Annotated in this window: 15 protein-coding genes; 10 read left to right on the forward strand and 5 right to left on the reverse strand. The window is 65.8% G+C overall.

Features of this window, described 5'->3' with window-relative positions; translation table 11 throughout:
• Positions 1 to 15: 15 nt before the first annotated feature.
• The 5 genes from RMET_RS15315 to mpl all read right to left on the reverse strand — a co-directional run bounded on the left by RMET_RS15315 (position 16) and on the right by mpl (position 5,687).
• Entirely contained in the window at positions 16 to 2,154 is a 2,139-nt protein-coding gene (locus RMET_RS15315; RefSeq protein WP_011517558.1) for a ribonuclease catalytic domain-containing protein, read from the reverse strand.
• 145 nt (positions 2,155 to 2,299) lie between these two features.
• Positions 2,300 to 3,040: a 3-oxoacyl-ACP reductase FabG gene (gene fabG, locus RMET_RS15320; RefSeq protein ID WP_008645603.1), complete on the reverse strand. Its 741-nt coding sequence runs from the start codon at positions 3,038 to 3,040 to the stop codon at positions 2,300 to 2,302.
• Positions 3,037 to 3,681, reverse strand: a complete 645-nt coding sequence (locus RMET_RS15325; protein WP_029307163.1) for a chorismate--pyruvate lyase family protein — start codon at positions 3,679 to 3,681, stop codon at positions 3,037 to 3,039. The genes fabG and RMET_RS15325 overlap by 4 nt, the downstream gene beginning before the upstream one ends.
• A 14-nt stretch (positions 3,682 to 3,695) precedes the next feature.
• A complete protein-coding gene (locus RMET_RS15330; RefSeq protein ID WP_011517560.1) occupies positions 3,696 to 4,295 on the reverse strand; it encodes a YqiA/YcfP family alpha/beta fold hydrolase in 600 nt (199 codons plus the stop codon).
• Positions 4,296 to 4,307: 12 nt separating this feature from the next.
• Positions 4,308 to 5,687 carry a UDP-N-acetylmuramate:L-alanyl-gamma-D-glutamyl-meso-diaminopimelate ligase gene (gene mpl / locus RMET_RS15335; protein WP_029307162.1) on the reverse strand — a complete coding sequence of 460 codons (1,380 nt, stop codon included), beginning with the start codon at positions 5,685 to 5,687 and terminating at the stop codon, positions 4,308 to 4,310.
• A gap of 124 nt (positions 5,688 to 5,811) precedes the next feature.
• Here mpl and RMET_RS15340 point away from each other — a divergent pair, with 124 nt between their 5' ends.
• The 10 genes from RMET_RS15340 to RMET_RS15385 all read left to right on the forward strand — a co-directional run bounded on the left by RMET_RS15340 (position 5,812) and on the right by RMET_RS15385 (position 14,855).
• Positions 5,812 to 6,495 carry a hypothetical protein gene (locus RMET_RS15340; RefSeq protein WP_011517562.1) on the forward strand — a complete coding sequence of 228 codons (684 nt, stop codon included), beginning with the start codon at positions 5,812 to 5,814 and terminating at the stop codon, positions 6,493 to 6,495.
• Between the two features lie 82 nt (positions 6,496 to 6,577).
• A complete protein-coding gene (locus RMET_RS15345; protein WP_008645582.1) occupies positions 6,578 to 7,120 on the forward strand; it encodes a TlpA family protein disulfide reductase in 543 nt (180 codons plus the stop codon).
• 229 nt (positions 7,121 to 7,349) lie between these two features.
• On the forward strand, positions 7,350 to 7,838 hold the full coding sequence (gene aroQ, locus RMET_RS15350) for a type II 3-dehydroquinate dehydratase (protein ID WP_011517563.1): 489 nt from the start codon (positions 7,350 to 7,352) through the stop codon (positions 7,836 to 7,838).
• 259 nt (positions 7,839 to 8,097) lie between these two features.
• A complete protein-coding gene (accB, locus tag RMET_RS15355) occupies positions 8,098 to 8,559 on the forward strand; it encodes an acetyl-CoA carboxylase biotin carboxyl carrier protein (protein WP_011517564.1) in 462 nt (153 codons plus the stop codon).
• 114 nt (positions 8,560 to 8,673) lie between these two features.
• Positions 8,674 to 10,041 carry an acetyl-CoA carboxylase biotin carboxylase subunit gene (gene accC / locus RMET_RS15360; RefSeq protein WP_008645579.1) on the forward strand — a complete coding sequence of 456 codons (1,368 nt, stop codon included), beginning with the start codon at positions 8,674 to 8,676 and terminating at the stop codon, positions 10,039 to 10,041.
• A gap of 42 nt (positions 10,042 to 10,083) precedes the next feature.
• Complete coding sequence (gene prmA, locus RMET_RS15365; protein ID WP_011517566.1) at positions 10,084 to 10,998, forward strand: 50S ribosomal protein L11 methyltransferase; 915 nt, start codon at positions 10,084 to 10,086, stop codon at positions 10,996 to 10,998.
• A 9-nt stretch (positions 10,999 to 11,007) separates the two neighbouring features.
• On the forward strand, positions 11,008 to 12,693 hold the full coding sequence (locus RMET_RS15370) for a DUF3426 domain-containing protein (protein ID WP_011517567.1): 1,686 nt from the start codon (positions 11,008 to 11,010) through the stop codon (positions 12,691 to 12,693).
• 78 nt (positions 12,694 to 12,771) lie between these two features.
• Complete coding sequence (gene tpx, locus RMET_RS15375) at positions 12,772 to 13,272, forward strand: thiol peroxidase (protein ID WP_011517568.1); 501 nt, start codon at positions 12,772 to 12,774, stop codon at positions 13,270 to 13,272.
• Positions 13,273 to 13,374: 102 nt separating this feature from the next.
• Positions 13,375 to 14,322: a carbohydrate kinase family protein gene (locus tag RMET_RS15380; protein ID WP_011517569.1), complete on the forward strand. Its 948-nt coding sequence runs from the start codon at positions 13,375 to 13,377 to the stop codon at positions 14,320 to 14,322.
• Positions 14,323 to 14,387: 65 nt separating this feature from the next.
• A complete protein-coding gene (locus RMET_RS15385) occupies positions 14,388 to 14,855 on the forward strand; it encodes an outer membrane lipoprotein (protein WP_011517570.1) in 468 nt (155 codons plus the stop codon).
• The last annotated feature ends 151 nt before the right edge of the window (positions 14,856 to 15,006 follow it).

A 15,006-nucleotide genomic window follows, 5' to 3' on the forward strand; every position in this document is an offset into this window, starting at 1 on the left:
AGACTCAACGAAGACTCAGGCAGCCGGATTGGCGCCAGTGTCGCGTGGCGCAGACGCCTCGTCGTCCTGATCGCCCTCGGAAGCCTCGGAATCGGCGTCCTCCGGCGCAGCATCGGCCCCTTCCGCCGCGCCTTCCACGGCGTCTTCAGCCGCTGCCTCGGCGGCGGCATCGGCGGCCGCTTCCGCGGAAGCCTCGTCCAGTTCCTCGTCGGCGTCGAGATCCTCATCGGGCATCGCGCCCTCGCCAGCAAAGACTTCCAGCACCCTGCACGACACCTCGAGCGAGATCTCGTCCGTCGTGGCGATCTCCAGCAGCACCTGCGTGCCACGCACCGCCTGCATCAACTCCGGCACACGGGTGACCAGCGGGATGTCGGTAAAGCGCACCGCGCCATCCTTGAGCACCGTGGCCATCATCCGGTCACGATTCTCCTGCTTGAGCCAGCGCAGGCACCAGTAACGCTCCATGGTCGACTGGTGGTCGGCGTAGGCCGCATAGGTCCCTTCGAAGTCGGCCACGGCCGCCAGCAGGTCGGCGTCCTTGGGCTTGAACGGCGCAACGAGCTTGGCGGTCACGCCATGCTGGGCCACGGCCATGATCTGCCATTGATTGACCAGGTCGACGTAGCGGCGCAGCGGCGACGTACTCCACGCATACTGCGCGACGCCCAGGCCCTCGTGCGGCGCGGGGTACGTCTGCATCCGCGTGCGGTGCATCCCCCACGCCTTCTGCGTGCGGTAGATACCCGGCACGCCGTGGTCCGCCAGCAACTTGCCCCACGTGCTGTTGGCCAGAATCATCAACTCGGCCACGATCTGGTCCAGCGGCGAGCCACGGCGGCGCTGCTCGATACGCACGCGCTCGCCGCCACCCTCGATCTGATCGATGTAGAAATTGAAATCGGCGCGGTTGTGCGCCTCCGGGCGCAGGCCGCTGGCAAGACGCGCGCGCTGACGCTCGTCGTGCAGGTGGTTGGCCAGCCGGTACAGCTCGGTCAGTTCATCGCGGAACGGATAGTCGCCCGTGCCCGCGGCCAGCGCGGCTTCCGTCACGATGTCGTCGAGCAGGTTGTGCCGCAGGTTCGCGGCAATCGGCACCTGCTCGGCGCGCGTCTCGCTGCCGACGATTGTCAGGCCATCCACGCCGTTCGGGTCGATCGTCACGTAAAGCGACAGCGCCGGGCAGGTGCGGCCTTCCTGCAGCGTGTAGCGGTCCACTACGCTGTCGGGCAGCATCGTGATCTTGTCGCCGGGGAAGTAGACCGTGGACAGTCGATGGCGCGCGATGGCGTCGAGCGGCTCGCTGCGGCGGATGCCGAGCCCCGGCGCAGCGATATGGATCCCCACGCGCAGCTTGCCGTCGCCCAGACGCGTCACGGACAGCGCATCGTCGATCTCGGTCGTCGTAACGTCGTCGATCGAGAACGCCTGCACATCGGCCACGGGCAGGTCGGCGGGCGGCTCCGGCACATCGACGTCCGGGAAACCGGTGCCCTTCGGGAAACAATCGGCCAGGAACTTGGCCTCGTGCAGCGCGCGCGGGCTTTCCACGCCGCCAACAGCCACCATCAGCCGCATCGGCGTCATGCCGAGCGCGGTGCAGGCGGCATCCATGGCCTTGTATTCGAGACTGTTCTTGTCAGGCTTGAACAGCAGTTGCAGCGCCTTGCCGCGGAACGCTTCGGGCAGAGTCAGCGCCTTGAGTTGCTCCTCGTACTCGCCCTGCACCAGCGCCTGCTGCTTCTTGCGCTCCACCGCGGCCAGCGCGGCCTTGAGCTGGTCTTCCGGCGCGCGCATGTAGCGGCCCCGTCCCTTGCGGCGGAAATAGATCGGATTGCCATGCAGCGCCATCGCCAGCGCGGCCTGCTGCACCGGGCCCGCGTCGGCGCCATAGTATTCGGCGGCCAGTTCGGCAAAGCCGAATTCCTCGGCCGGCGCGCATTCCCAGAGGAAGTCGAGATCGATCTCGGCGGTCATTTCGCCGGTCTGCCGCACCATCTCCATTGCCGACGGTTGGGCGAACTGCAGCAGCACATCCTTGGCCTTGACCTTGGTGCGCTTGCCCGCAGGCAACTCGACCTGGTAGGCCTCGCCCTGCTGGGCGAGCACGGTGCCGGCGCGGATTTCGCCGCCTTCTTCGAACAGCAACTGCATTGGATTGGACTTTCAGAAGTGCCGGGCAAGGCATGAGGAATGCCCGGACGGATACTCGACCGGGGATGATACCGCACCCCGCCACCGCGGCCGCCGTGGCCGCATCTGACGGGGTGCTTCAGGTCAATGCGATTTCGGAGCCAGATTACAGCGACATGCCGCCGCTGGCTTCGATCGTCGTGCCGTTGACGTAGCTGGCGTCGTCGCTGGCCAGGAACGTGTAGATCGCGGCGATCTCCGACGGCTCGGCCAGGCGGCGCATCCAGCAATGTTCCTTCATGCCGTCGAGCACCTTCTCCGGCACGGTCTGCAGGATCTCGGTATTGACAAAGCCCGGGCATACCGCGTTCACGCGCACGCCCTTCGGACCCAGTTCGCGCGCCCAGGTCTTGGTGAAGCCGATCACGCCGAACTTGGAAGCCGCGTAATTGGTCTGGCCGAAGTTGCCATACAGGCCAACCACGCTCGATGCGTTCAGGATCACGCCGCTGCCCTGCTCGGACATGATGCTGGCCACGGCCTGTGAGCAGTTGAACACGCCCTTCAGGTTGACGTCGATGACCGCATCGAACTGTGCCTCGGTCATCTTGGCGAGGCGCGCGTCCTTGGTGATGCCGGCGTTGTTGACGAGAACATCGATGCGACCGTGGCGGGCCAGCGTGGCTGCCACCATGGCATCGACCTCGTCGCGGCGCGTGACGTCGACCTTGTGCGCCTCGACCTGCGCGCCCTTGGCGGCCAGCCGCTCGGCGGCCTCGCGCACGCGGGCCTCCTGCACATCGCACATGATGAGCTTCGCGCCTTCGGCGGCGAAACGTTCGGCGGTGGCAAAACCGATGCCGGCGGCGGCGCCGGTGATGATCGCTACGCGTCCCTGCAATTTCATGATTCGGGTCTCTCTTCCTGCTTGGATGGTGTGTGATGTGTGTCGATACGGCGGGGCAGTCTGGTGCCGCCCGCGCCGGTGTTCTCAGGCGCTGCCCGTGTCAGCAGGTCCGGCAAGAAGACCTCCGTCACGAGCATGGCGCCGCCGCCACGCCGGAACACCGACCGCCGCGCGGGCAACATCGGCTCCGACGACAGCGCCGGCAATACCCGCTGCAGCGCCTGACGCAGCGGGTGGCACGGGGTCAGCCGTGCAAACTGGAATGGGTCGCGCCGCACGCGCGGATCGACGAACAGCGCGCCGCCGAGCGGCCGGTTGCCGAGCCCGCGCAAGAACGGCCAGTCGCGCCGCGCATACCGGGGGTCGACGATCGTGTGAGCGAATACGGCTGGCGTCTCGTCGCAGATCAGCAGCACTTCGCGCGTGATGGCCGGCAGCGGACGGATCAGGCCGAGCGCCCGCCATTCGTCGGCGAGCGGCAACTGCGGCGCCTGCGCCAGTCGCCGCACGCGGAAGGCGGCGGACGCCGACATCAGCCGAGCCGTCAGTGAGCCTTCACCAGTGATCCAGCGGCGCTGGTTCAGCGGAATCGACGCGTCATACGGCAGATGCGCGTGCCATGCCGCACGCAGCTTTTGCATCCCTGTTACGCCACTCATGCCACGGTCTTTCCGTTGGGGGTATAGCCACAGAAAGCCAGTACGTCGTCGACGTATTCCTCGAACTCGCTGATGCCGTGATCGCTGCCCTCGATGACCCGGATGCGCGCGCCCGGACAGGCCGCGATCATCTCGCGATAGTCGAGCACTTCGTCGCCGGTGGCGGCCAACAGGTAGTAGCGCTCGGGTCTGGTGATCGCGTCCACCCGCAGGTCCAGCAGTTCCTGCAGGTGCTTGCGTTCGACCACCACCGAGCCGCCGCCGTGATAAAGCGGCTGCTCGCCCAGATAGCGCTCCAGATCGGTCCACGGGTGAACCGCCGGATTCAGCAGCACGGCGCGGCAGCCGTGTTTTTCCGCCAGCCAGCGCGCGTAGAACCCGCCCAGCGACGAACCGATGATGGCGATGTCGGTTTCGCCGCCGGCACGCGCGCCACGGATCGCGGCTTCAGCCTGGGCAATCGCCAGCGAGGGCGAGACATTGAGCATCGGACAGGCGAAATACTTCTCCACGCCCCAGGCGCGCATCCGGTCCTGCACGACCCGCGACTTGAACGACTGCGGCGAGGAACGGAAACCGTGCAGGTACAGCAGCATGTGGATTCCCGGTCAGGACTTCGCGCCGAGCGCGTCGAGCAGTTTCTGATGTACCCCGCCGAAGCCGCCGTTGCTCATCACGAGCACCTGGTCGCCGGGCTGGGCGGCAGCGCGCACGGCTTCCACCAGCGTGCCGAGGTCCTGGAACGCCGCGGCCTTCTCGCCGAGGGGGGCCAGCGCTTCGGCCAGGTTCCACCCCAGCGCGTCCTTGCCAGAGGGCGCGCCATATCCGAACACAAGGTCAGCCTCGCGCAGGCTGGCCGGCAATTGGGCAGCCATCACGCCAAGCTTCATGGTGTTCGAACGCGGCTCCAATACGGCGAGGATGCGTGCGTCGCCCACCCGGCGGCGCAGCCCGTCGACCGTGGTCTGGATGGCCGTGGGATGGTGCGCGAAGTCGTCGTAGACCGTCACACCACCCGCCACGCCGCGTACTTCCATCCGGCGCTTGACGTTGGAGAAACGGCCAAGCGACTCGATCGCCTGCGCCGGCGGCACGCCCACGTGGCGCGCGGCGGCAATCGCGGCAATGGCGTTCAGGCGGTTGTGGGTACCCTGAAGGTCCCAGACCAGCGTGCCCTGCAGCGCCTCGCGGAACCAGATGTCGAAGGCATCCTTGCCCTCTGGCGCGGCGGTCTTCGGATCGGTCTCGCTCCAGTCGCCCACGCCGAACTGCTCCACCTCGCTCCAGCAGCCGCGCTCCAGCACGCGTGCCAGTGCGGGCTCCTGGCCGTTGACGACCAGCCGCCCCTCGCCCGGCACGGTACGCACCAGATGATGGAATTGGGTCTCGATCGCGGTCAGATCCGGGAAGATGTCGGCGTGATCGTACTCAAGGTTGTTGAGAATCGCCGTACGCGGACGGTAGTGGACGAACTTGCTGCGCTTGTCGAAGAACGCGGTGTCGTACTCGTCGGCCTCGATAACGAAGAAGTCCGATTCCGTCAGGCGCGCCGAAATGCCGAAGTTCTGCGGCACCCCGCCCACCAGAAAGCCGGGGTTGTAGCCGGCGTCTTCCAGAATCCACGCCAGCATCGACGTGGTCGTGGTCTTGCCATGCGTGCCAGCCACGGCCAGCGTCCACTTGCCATTGAGCACGTGCTCGCCGAGCCATTGCGGCCCCGAAACGTACGGCAGGTTGCGGTTCAGGATCGCTTCCATCAGCGGATTGCCGCGCGAGACCACATTGCCGATCACGAACAGGTCCGGCTTCAGCGAAAGCTGGTCGGGGTCGAACCCCTCGATCAGGTCGATGCCCTGGGCTTCGAGCTGGGTGCTCATGGGCGGATAGACATTGGCGTCGCAGCCAGTCACGCGGTGCCCCGCCTGGCGGGCCAGGACAGCCAGGCCGCCCATGAACGTACCGCAGATGCCAAGGATATGAATATGCATGGAAGCTCGGGAAAATGCGTGGGGCCGCGCCGGGCGCGATGCGTGGCGCGGCAACTGAACAAGGTCCCGATTGTACCGCGTGGGTCGAAGGCCCCGACTGCGTCCGCGCGGGTATCATCGCAGCATGTCCCGACGTATGCCTTCCGACCCCATCCGTCTGCGCGAGGAAATCGCCCAGGCCGCAGCCCGCATGATCGCCGAAGATGGCGCCGACTACGCCACGGCCAAACGCAAGGCCGCCCGCCAGATCCTGGGCGACGTGCGCGTGGCCGGCGAATGGCTGCCTGACAACGAGATGATCGAAGATGAGGTGCGCGCCTACCAGGCGCTGTTCCACGGCGACCACCAGCCGCGCATCCTGGCGCTGATGCGCCAGCTGGCGCTGCTGGCGATGGACGACCTGGCCGCATTTCGCCCCTATCTGGTGGGCGCGGTACTAAACGGCACGGCCACCGAGCACTCGGACGTCTATATACAGTGCTTCTGCGACAGCCCCAAGGATGTGGCGCTGCACCTGCTCAATGCCGGCGTGGATTTCGACACCAGCGAAAGCCGGCACTTTGCCGGCCGTGGGGATGTCGAAACGCTCAGCTTTCTGTGGCGCGGCCAGTGGCCGGCCACTCGCGAGGCCCGCACGCTCGCAGGAGAAGTTCGCGCCACATTGGGTGCCCCAGTCGGAATTCACCTTGCGCTGTATGATGCCGACGATGCACGCGGCGCGGTCAAGGCCGACGCTTCCGGGCGCGTGGCCCGCGCCGATGCCGACGCCGTACGCACGCTCATTGCCTCGACCGACGCCGGGGAATGAGCATCCGGCCCCGGTGTCAGCCCTGGCCTATCGCCTCAATCGCCCGTTATCTAATTAGAACTGTCCTCTTCGCCGCCCGAACATGACCGCATCTGCTCCCACCCGCCGTTCGCCCTTTGTCTTGTGGATCATCATCGCCATCGTCGCAGCGGCCGCCGGCGCGCTGGTGGCCCACTTCGCGCTGGCGCCGAAGGCCGTTTCGGATCAGGCAGTGGAAACGCTGTTCCATACCAAGATGCCGGACCCGGCTGGTGCGGAGGTCGATCTGTCGAAGTTCCGTGGCAAGACTCTGGTGGTCAATTTCTGGGCACCCTGGTGTGGCCCCTGCGTCGAGGAAATGCCCGAGCTGACCGCGCTGCACGGCGAATATGCCCCCCGCAACGTGGAATTCGTCGGCATCGGTATCGATTCGGCCAGCAATATCCAGGATTTCCTGAAGAAGGTGCCGGTGGCGTACCCGCTCACGGTGGCTGGCTTTGCCGGCACGGAACTGTCCCGGACCTTTGGCAACACCCAGGGCGGGTTGCCGTTCACGGTCGTCATCACGCCTGACGGCACTGTGAAGTACCGCAAGATGGGCCGCGTGCATGCCGACGAGCTCCGCGCGGTACTGCCTGGGGCTTGATCCCGCGCAAGGCCAAACCAACCGAATTTCATCGATCTGAAGCCGAACGTTCATCAATTGGCCTCGAACGTGCGGACAAACCCTCAGCCGACAGCGGTTTGCGACTCAAAAGGCACTCGACGGCTGTGATATGACCCCGGATCGACATTTCGCCTTGTATCCCACGCTAGACAAATCCCTCTAAGCTACGGTAATCTCCGCGCAATTTCGTTGATCTGGTCGAGCCGCCGTGTCTTCTACTCCTGCCGTCAGCCGCCCCGTCCGTTACCGCAAGGTGCTGGTTCTGCATGGTCCGAACCTCAATTTGCTCGGGACGCGCGAGCCGCAGACGTACGGACACACGACGCTGGACGATATCAACGAAGCGCTGGCCAAGCGCGCGGCCGAAGCGGGCATCGAGTTGGATACGTTCCAGTCGAATCACGAGGGAGCCCTCGTGGACCGCATTCAGGCAGCGCGTGGCGAGGGGGTGGACTTCATCATCATCAATCCGGCGGCCTATACCCATACGAGTGTGGCCATGCGCGATGCGCTCGCTGGCGTGGCCATTCCCTTCGTCGAGGTGCATCTGTCCAATGTGCATCGCCGCGAGCCGTTCCGTCATCACTCCTATTTCTCTGATCAGGCGATCGGGGTGATATGCGGCCTGGGCTGGCAGGGTTATCTGCTGGCGCTGGATTACGCGCTTGCACAGGAACAGACCGCATCATCTGGCTAACGCCGCAAAGATCAAGCCGCACCCGGGAGGCTGTTTCAGAATGAAGCGAAGCGGTTCTGGCCAGGCGCGGGGCCGCAGGCAGTAAGTACAGGTACCCGCAACGATGCCAGAATCATTCTGAAACCGCCTCAAGCAAGAACGAGATAACAAGGGGCTGCCGCCGTGCCTCTCGCGCATGGCAAGCCAATCAACGATTCACCGCCGCCGTCGCCTCCGAGCAGGAGCGTGACCGGACAACCCGATTCTGGAGGATAAGAAGATGGACCTGCGCAAGCTGAAGACGCTGATCGACCTGGTGGCCGAATCCGGCATTTCGGAACTCGAAGTGACCGAGGGCGAAGGCAAGGTACGTATCGTCAAGCAACCTCCGCAGGTCATGGCCGCTCCGATGGCCATGCCCCAGTACCAGCAACTGCCCGCCGCCCCGGCCGTGAACGTTGCCGGCGCGCCGGCCGCCGCCGCTGCGGAAGCACCGCAAGTCCCGGCTGGTCACGTGGTGACCTCGCCGATGGTCGGCACGTTCTACCGCGCGCCGTCGCCGGGCGCCGCGCCGTTCGTCAACGTGGGCGACACCGTCAAGGAAGGCCAGACCGTCTGCATCATCGAAGCCATGAAGCTGCTCAACGAGATCGAGTGCGACAAGGCCGGCGTGATCAAGGAAATCCTGGTCGAAAACGGTCAGGCCGTCGAATACGGCCAGCCGCTGTTCGTGATCGGCTGATTCCGGCCCGTCCGGCGCTGACGCGGCCTGGCCCGATGGCCCTGCCGCATGCGTCAGCCCGACGCGCCGAAAGCCGGTGCGCCGGGCCCGCCCCTGTTCTCGCAGAGAGAGACCATGTTTGATAAAATTCTGATCGCGAACCGCGGTGAAATCGCCCTTCGCATCCAGCGCGCCTGCCGCGAGCTGGGCATCAAGACCGTGGTGGTGTACTCGGAAGCCGACAAGGACGCCAAGTACGTCAAGCTGGCCGATGAAGCCGTCTGTATCGGCCCGGCCCCGTCGCCGCTGTCATACCTGAACATGCCGGCCATCATCTCGGCCGCCGAAGTGACCGACGCCCAGGCGATCCACCCGGGCTATGGCTTCCTGTCCGAGAACGCGGACTTCGCCGAGCGCGTGGAGAAATCCGGCTTCGTGTTCATCGGCCCGACCTCCGAAAACATCCGCCTGATGGGTGACAAGGTGTCGGCCAAGCAGGCCATGATCAAGTCCGGCGTGCCGTGCGTGCCCGGCTCCGATGGCGCACTGCCCGACGACCCGAAGGAAATCCTGGCAACGGCCCGTCGCGTGGGCTACCCCGTGATCATCAAGGCCGCTGGCGGCGGCGGTGGCCGCGGCATGCGCGTGGTGCACACCGAAGCCGCCCTGCTCAACGCCGTCAACATGACGCGCGAGGAAGCCGGCCGCGCCTTCGGCAATCCCGAGGTCTACATGGAGAAGTTCCTCGAGAACCCGCGCCATGTGGAAATCCAGATCCTGGCCGACCAGCATCGGCAGGCCATCTGGCTGGGCGAACGCGACTGCTCGATGCAGCGCCGCCACCAGAAGGTGATCGAGGAAGCGCCGGCACCGCACATTCCGCGCCGCCTGATCGAGCGCATCGGCGACCGTTGCGCCGAGGCCTGCAAGAAGATCGGCTACCGTGGCGCCGGCACGTTCGAGTTCCTGTACGAGAACAACGAGTTCTACTTCATCGAGATGAACACGCGTGTGCAGGTCGAGCACCCGGTCACCGAGATGATCACGGGCATCGACATCGTGCAGGAGCAGATCCGCATCGCCTTCGGCGAGAAGCTGCGCCTCCGCCAGAAGGACGTGGAACTGCGCGGCCACGCGATCGAGTGCCGGATCAACGCCGAGGACCCGTTCAAGTTCACGCCGTCGCCGGGCCGCATCACCGCCTGGCACATGCCCGGTGGCCCCGGCGTGCGCGTAGACTCCCATGCGTACGACGGCTACTTCGTGCCGCCCAACTACGATTCGATGATCGGCAAGATCATCACGTATGGCGCGACGCGTGACCAGGCCATCGCCCGCATGCGCATCGCGCTGTCGGAAATGGTGGTGGACGGCATCCTGACCAACGTGCCGCTGCACCGCGACCTGATGCTCGACGCCAACTTCGTGGAAGGCGGCACCAGCATTCACTATCTCGAACACCGTCTGGCCCAAAAGGCCAACGTCCAGGGCGAAAAGGCCTGAAACGTGGCCAATCGGCCGGCAAAGCAGTAACAGAGGAATCCCGTGGCTTTCCAGGAATGTGTGATCGAAATTGCGCAGGAGCAGGCGGAAGCCTGGTCCGACGCATTGTTCGACCTCGGCGCGCTGTCGGTATCGGTGGAAGATGCCGATGCCGATACGCCCGACGAACAGCCGCTCTTCGGAGAGCCCGGGCTGGAGCCGACGCGGCTCGCGTGGAACCGTTCGCGCGTGGTGGCGCTCTTCGATGAAGAGACCGATCCCGCGCTCGTGGTGACCGCGGCCGCTAACGCGCTCAAGGTCGACCCGGTGCCGCCGTACGCACTGCGCGGCGTGGAAGACCAGGACTGGGTGCGTCTGACCCAGTCGCAATTCGAACCGATCCGCATCGGTGAAAAGATCTGGGTGGTGCCTTCGTGGCACGACGCGCCGGACCCCGACGCCGTGATTCTGGAGCTCGACCCGGGCCTGGCATTCGGCACCGGCAGCCATCCGACCACGCGCCTGTGCATGCAGTGGCTGGAAGCCAACGTGCGTGCCGGCGAAACCGTGCTCGACTATGGCTGTGGCTCGGGCATCCTGGCCATTGTCGCGAAGAAGCTCGGCGCCGGTGACACCGTTGGGATCGACATCGACCCCAACGCAGTGGATGCGTCGCGCTACAACGCTGAACGCAACCGCGTGGAGGCCAGCTTCGCGCTGCCGGAGTCGGTCTCCGAGGCCACCTACGACCTCGTGGTGGCCAACATCTTGTCGAATCCGCTCAAGCTGATGGCGGCGATGCTCAGCGCGCGTGTGCGGCCGGGCGGCCGCCTGATCCTGTCTGGCGTGCTCGAACGGCAGGCCGAGGAAGTGGCCGCCGCCTACGCGCCCTGGATCCCCATGTCGGTCTGGCGCAGCGAGGAAGGCTGGGTGTGCCTGCACGGCACGCGCCCCGCCGCGCCCGCCGACCGTTCCTGATTTTCCATCATGGCCGCCGCCAAGCTCGTCACGCGCTGCCCGGCCTGCCGCACCGCGTTCCGGCTTGTGGCGGACCAGTTGCGGCTGCGCCAGGGGCTGGTCCGCTGCGGCCAGTGCGACACTGTCTTCGACGCCCGCGAGCACCTGATCGAGGTGCCAGCGGCGTCTGCGCCGGCTGGTGCGTCCACATCCTCCCCCGCTTCCACGCCCACGCCGGCACCTGCGGCTGCGGCACCGTCGGTCACGCTGGCTGCGGCGCTCGCTCACGCGGAGCAGACCCAGGCCGTCGCCCAGGCGCGCGAGGACGAAGCGCCGTTCGACCCGGGCTTCGACCCAGGCTACGACGTGCCCGCGCTCGACTCGCCCACGACGATGATGTCGGAGCCCGAGCGGGAAGAAGCAGTCGAGGTAAAAGCGGAGGCGGTGGCAGAACCGGAAACTAGCGCCGATCGACAAGTGGCTGATACGGCCACGGAAGAGGCCCCCGCGGAGGCCGTCGAGGCCAACGAACCGGAAGCGGCCGACGAAACGCGCGAAAGCGCCGCGCCCGCCGCTGCCGAAGCTGGCGACGAGGCGAAAGACACTGAAGCCGCCACACAAACGCCACCGGTCGAAGCGAGTCAGGAAACACTGCCTGACGCCGACTCCACCGACGTCGACACGCCACCGCAAGTAGCATCGGAGCCGTGGCCTGCCCTGGACCATGGCGTGTTCGATGACGATGCATTGCCGCGTCACTCATCGCTCGACCCGGCCGCAGCGTTCGCGCCGAAGACGCCGGGCGAAATGCCACCAGCCGGTGCCTACAGCGCCAAGGCGATGTGGCCAACGCCCCCCCAGCGCGAGGCACAGACGGCCGCGACCAGTAGCGAGCACAGCACAGACAGCGATAGCGCCGACGACGCCGCGCAGCCGGAAGCCCACCCGCACCCGCACACCGAACCGGTACGCAGTGCAAGCGAGTATCTGCGCGCGGCAGACCCGACTGACGCCGAAACGGAAGCCTGGACAAGGGACGCCGCCGACAGCAACGCTCATGGACCAACATCGCGGGACGGCACGATCGATGCCGTAGCCCGCGAGACGACCACGCGTCACTGGCAGCGCGACGATTCCGGACCGGTAACCGGCCCCGGCTTCGCCCCCGATTTCCTTCGCCACACCCGCGAACGCGAGCAGGCGAGTGCTACCACCACCAAACGCAAGCTGCCGGGTAGCCGACGTCTCTGGACCCGCGTGGCGGTCGTCGTGCTCGGCCTCGGCGTGCTCATCCAGGGCGCCTACCTTGGACGCAGCCAGCTCGCGGGAAACATTCCGGTACTGCGCCCGGTGCTGGAAGCCGCGTGTGAGCCATTCGGCTGCAGCGTCCCGCCGTGGCGCGATCTCGAGGCGCTGCGCATCGACACGTCGCAACTGCAAAAGCAGGACGAGTCCGACGACGTTTATCTGCTCGCGGTCACCATGCGCAACCAGGGCCGCGCCACCACGGCACTGCCCGCCATCGAACTCGTGATGACGGACCTGCAGGACCAGTTGCTGCTGCGGCGCGTGCTGCTGCCGGCTGACTACCTGCAGCCGGACCAGCGCGCTTTTGCCACCACGGGCCTGCGCGCAGGCAGCGAACTGCCGGTTCGGGTACGATTCCGGACGCAGCAGGCGGCAGCGAACTACCGCGTGCTGATCTTCTACCCCTGAGTTCCAACGCCCCCCTGCCATGCCGTCGATGCGCGCATCGGACCGGCTGGCCGTATTCCATTCCAGACAGGAGAGACCATGAGCAATGTGACCCTCGGCGGTAACGCCATTGAAGTTGGCGGCAAGTTTCCTCATAGCGGCGACAAGGCGCCCGCATTCTCGCTCGTCGGCAAGGATCTGAAGGATGTCTCGCTGGCCGACTTCGCAGGCAAGCGCAAGGTGCTGAACATCGTGCCGAGCCTCGATACGCCCGTGTGCCAGGCATCTGCCCGCAAGTTCAACGAGGCCGCCGGCAACCTGAACAACACCGTCGTGCTGACGATCTCGGCCGACCTGCCGTTCGCGATGGGCCGCTTCTGCACCACCGAAGGCCTGGCCAACGTGGTGACGCTGTCGACGATGCGTGGCGCCGAGTTCAAGAACGCCTACGGCGTGGACATCAAGACCGGCCCGCTGGCCGGCGTGTGCGCTCGCGCCGTGGTCGTGGTGGACGAGAACGACACGGTCAAGTACAGCGAACTGGTGTCCGAAATCAAGCAGGAACCGAACTACGACGCCGCACTCGCCGCATTGAAGTAATTTGTTTGATTCGGCACAGTAGTTCAACATTCCGCCCGTCATGCACGGGCGGAATTCATTAACGTATCTGTTACAGCCCTTGCCAGGGCCCTTGGAGAGAGAATGTCCAGCCTGATCTGCGGCTCCGTCGCATACGACACCATCATGACGTTCGACGGACGTTTCCGCGAACACATCCTGCCGGACCAGATCCACATGCTGAACGTCTCGTTCCTGGTGCCGGGTATGCGCCGCGAGTTTGGCGGCTGCGCGGGCAATATCGCCTACACGCTCAAAATGCTGGGCGGCGACCCGATCGTGATGGCCACGGTGGGCCAGGACGCCGAACCGTATCTGCAGTACCTGCGCAACCTCGAGATCCGCACCGACCATATCCGCGTGCTGCCCGAGACATTCACCGCGCAGGCGATGATCACGACCGATCTGGACAACAACCAGATCACGGCCTTCCACCCTGGCGCCATGGGTCAGTCGCAACTGAACCGGGTGCAGGACGCGCTGGCCACGGGCAACCGCCCGGCAGTCGGCATCGTCGCGCCGGACAGCCGTGAAGGCATGCTTCACCATGCCCAGCAGTTCGCCGCCGAGGGCATCCCCTTCATCTTCGACCTGGGTCAGGCCATGCCGCTGTTCAACGGCGAGGACCTGCGGCAGTTCATTGAACTTGCCAGCTACGTGACGGTCAATGACTACGAAGCGCAGGTCCTGCTGTCACGCACCGCATGGACCAGCGCAGAGGTAGCCGCCAAGGTCCGCGCGTTCATCGTGACGCACGGCGAGCGCGGCGCCAGCGTCTTTGCCGACGGCAAGCAGTACGCCATTCCCGCCGTGCCCGCCGAACGTGTGGTCGACCCCACCGGATGCGGCGATGCGTTCAGGGGTGGCCTGCTCCACGGCATCGAGAACGGGATGGATTGGGAAACCACCGGCCGCCTCGCTTCGCTGATGGGCTCTCTCAAGATCGCCCAGCAGGGTCCCCAGAACCACTGGATGTCCTGCGACGAAATCGGCAGCCGCTTCCAGTCCGTCTTTGGTTACCGTTACGCTTGATCTGGTGCCGGGTGCGTCACCCCCGGCACAGCAACGCAACGCGGAATCTTTCACGGGAAGAAGTCATGAACAAGATCCTACGTATCGGCGGCGTCGCCGTGTTGGCAGCGGCGACGCTGCTTGCCGGGTGTTCCACCCAGTCAAACTCCAATAGCGTCTACACGGGTGGCCAGGCCCAGCGCGAGCAGACCGTGCGCTTCGGCGTGGTGGAAGGCGTGCGTGACGTCATGATCCAGGGCGAGGCCACGGGCGCCGGCACGCTTGCCGGTGGCGCGCTCGGTGGTGTTGCCGCCGGCAGCACGATCGGCGGCGGCAATGGCGCCATCGCAGCAGGCCTGCTCGGCGCAATCCTGGGCGGCATGGCCGGTAGCGCCGCCGAGAACAAGATCGCGCAGCGTCGCGGCCTGGAGATCACCGTACGCCTGGAGAATGGCGAGATGCGCGCCATCACGCAGGATGCGGACGAGATCTTCCGCCCTGGCGACCGTGTGCGGCTGCTCTCCTCGGGCGGCGTGACGCGCGTTACGCACTAAGTCACGCGCTGGTCGACCCGACCCCAGCAATCGAACGCCGCGTGCCGTCAGGCCGCGGCGTTTTGCTTTTGCGCGAGCCCCTGACCTGGCTACTCCTGATCGTCATCCAGACCGACTGGCGCCGCTCTCGCACGTCCACCCAGAAATAAAA

The sequence above is a fragment of the Cupriavidus metallidurans CH34 genome, assembly GCF_000196015.1.
GTDB lineage: Bacteria > Pseudomonadota > Gammaproteobacteria > Burkholderiales > Burkholderiaceae > Cupriavidus > Cupriavidus metallidurans.

Bases quoted from the DNA above. Each gene is read 5' to 3' on its own strand.
- accB (WP_011517564.1), top strand. From the start codon at position 8,098: ATGGACCTGCGCAAGCTGAAGACGCTGATCGACCTGGTGGCCGAATCC.
- accC (WP_008645579.1), top strand. From the start codon at position 8,674: ATGTTTGATAAAATTCTGATCGCGAACCGCGGTGAAATCGCCCTTCGC.
- RMET_RS15345 (WP_008645582.1), top strand. From the start codon at position 6,578: ATGACCGCATCTGCTCCCACCCGCCGTTCGCCCTTTGTCTTGTGGATC.
- tpx (WP_011517568.1), top strand. From the start codon at position 12,772: ATGAGCAATGTGACCCTCGGCGGTAACGCCATTGAAGTTGGCGGCAAG.
- RMET_RS15330 (WP_011517560.1), bottom strand. From the start codon at position 4,295: ATGCTGCTGTACCTGCACGGTTTCCGTTCCTCGCCGCAGTCGTTCAAG.
- RMET_RS15370 (WP_011517567.1), top strand. From the start codon at position 11,008: ATGGCCGCCGCCAAGCTCGTCACGCGCTGCCCGGCCTGCCGCACCGCG.
- RMET_RS15385 (WP_011517570.1), top strand. From the start codon at position 14,388: ATGAACAAGATCCTACGTATCGGCGGCGTCGCCGTGTTGGCAGCGGCG.
- RMET_RS15340 (WP_011517562.1), top strand. From the start codon at position 5,812: ATGTCCCGACGTATGCCTTCCGACCCCATCCGTCTGCGCGAGGAAATC.
- RMET_RS15325 (WP_029307163.1), bottom strand. From the start codon at position 3,681: ATGCAAAAGCTGCGTGCGGCATGGCACGCGCATCTGCCGTATGACGCG.
- RMET_RS15380 (WP_011517569.1), top strand. From the start codon at position 13,375: ATGTCCAGCCTGATCTGCGGCTCCGTCGCATACGACACCATCATGACG.
- fabG (WP_008645603.1), bottom strand. From the start codon at position 3,040: ATGAAATTGCAGGGACGCGTAGCGATCATCACCGGCGCCGCCGCCGGC.
- RMET_RS15315 (WP_011517558.1), bottom strand. From the start codon at position 2,154: ATGCAGTTGCTGTTCGAAGAAGGCGGCGAAATCCGCGCCGGCACCGTG.
- mpl (WP_029307162.1), bottom strand. From the start codon at position 5,687: ATGCATATTCATATCCTTGGCATCTGCGGTACGTTCATGGGCGGCCTG.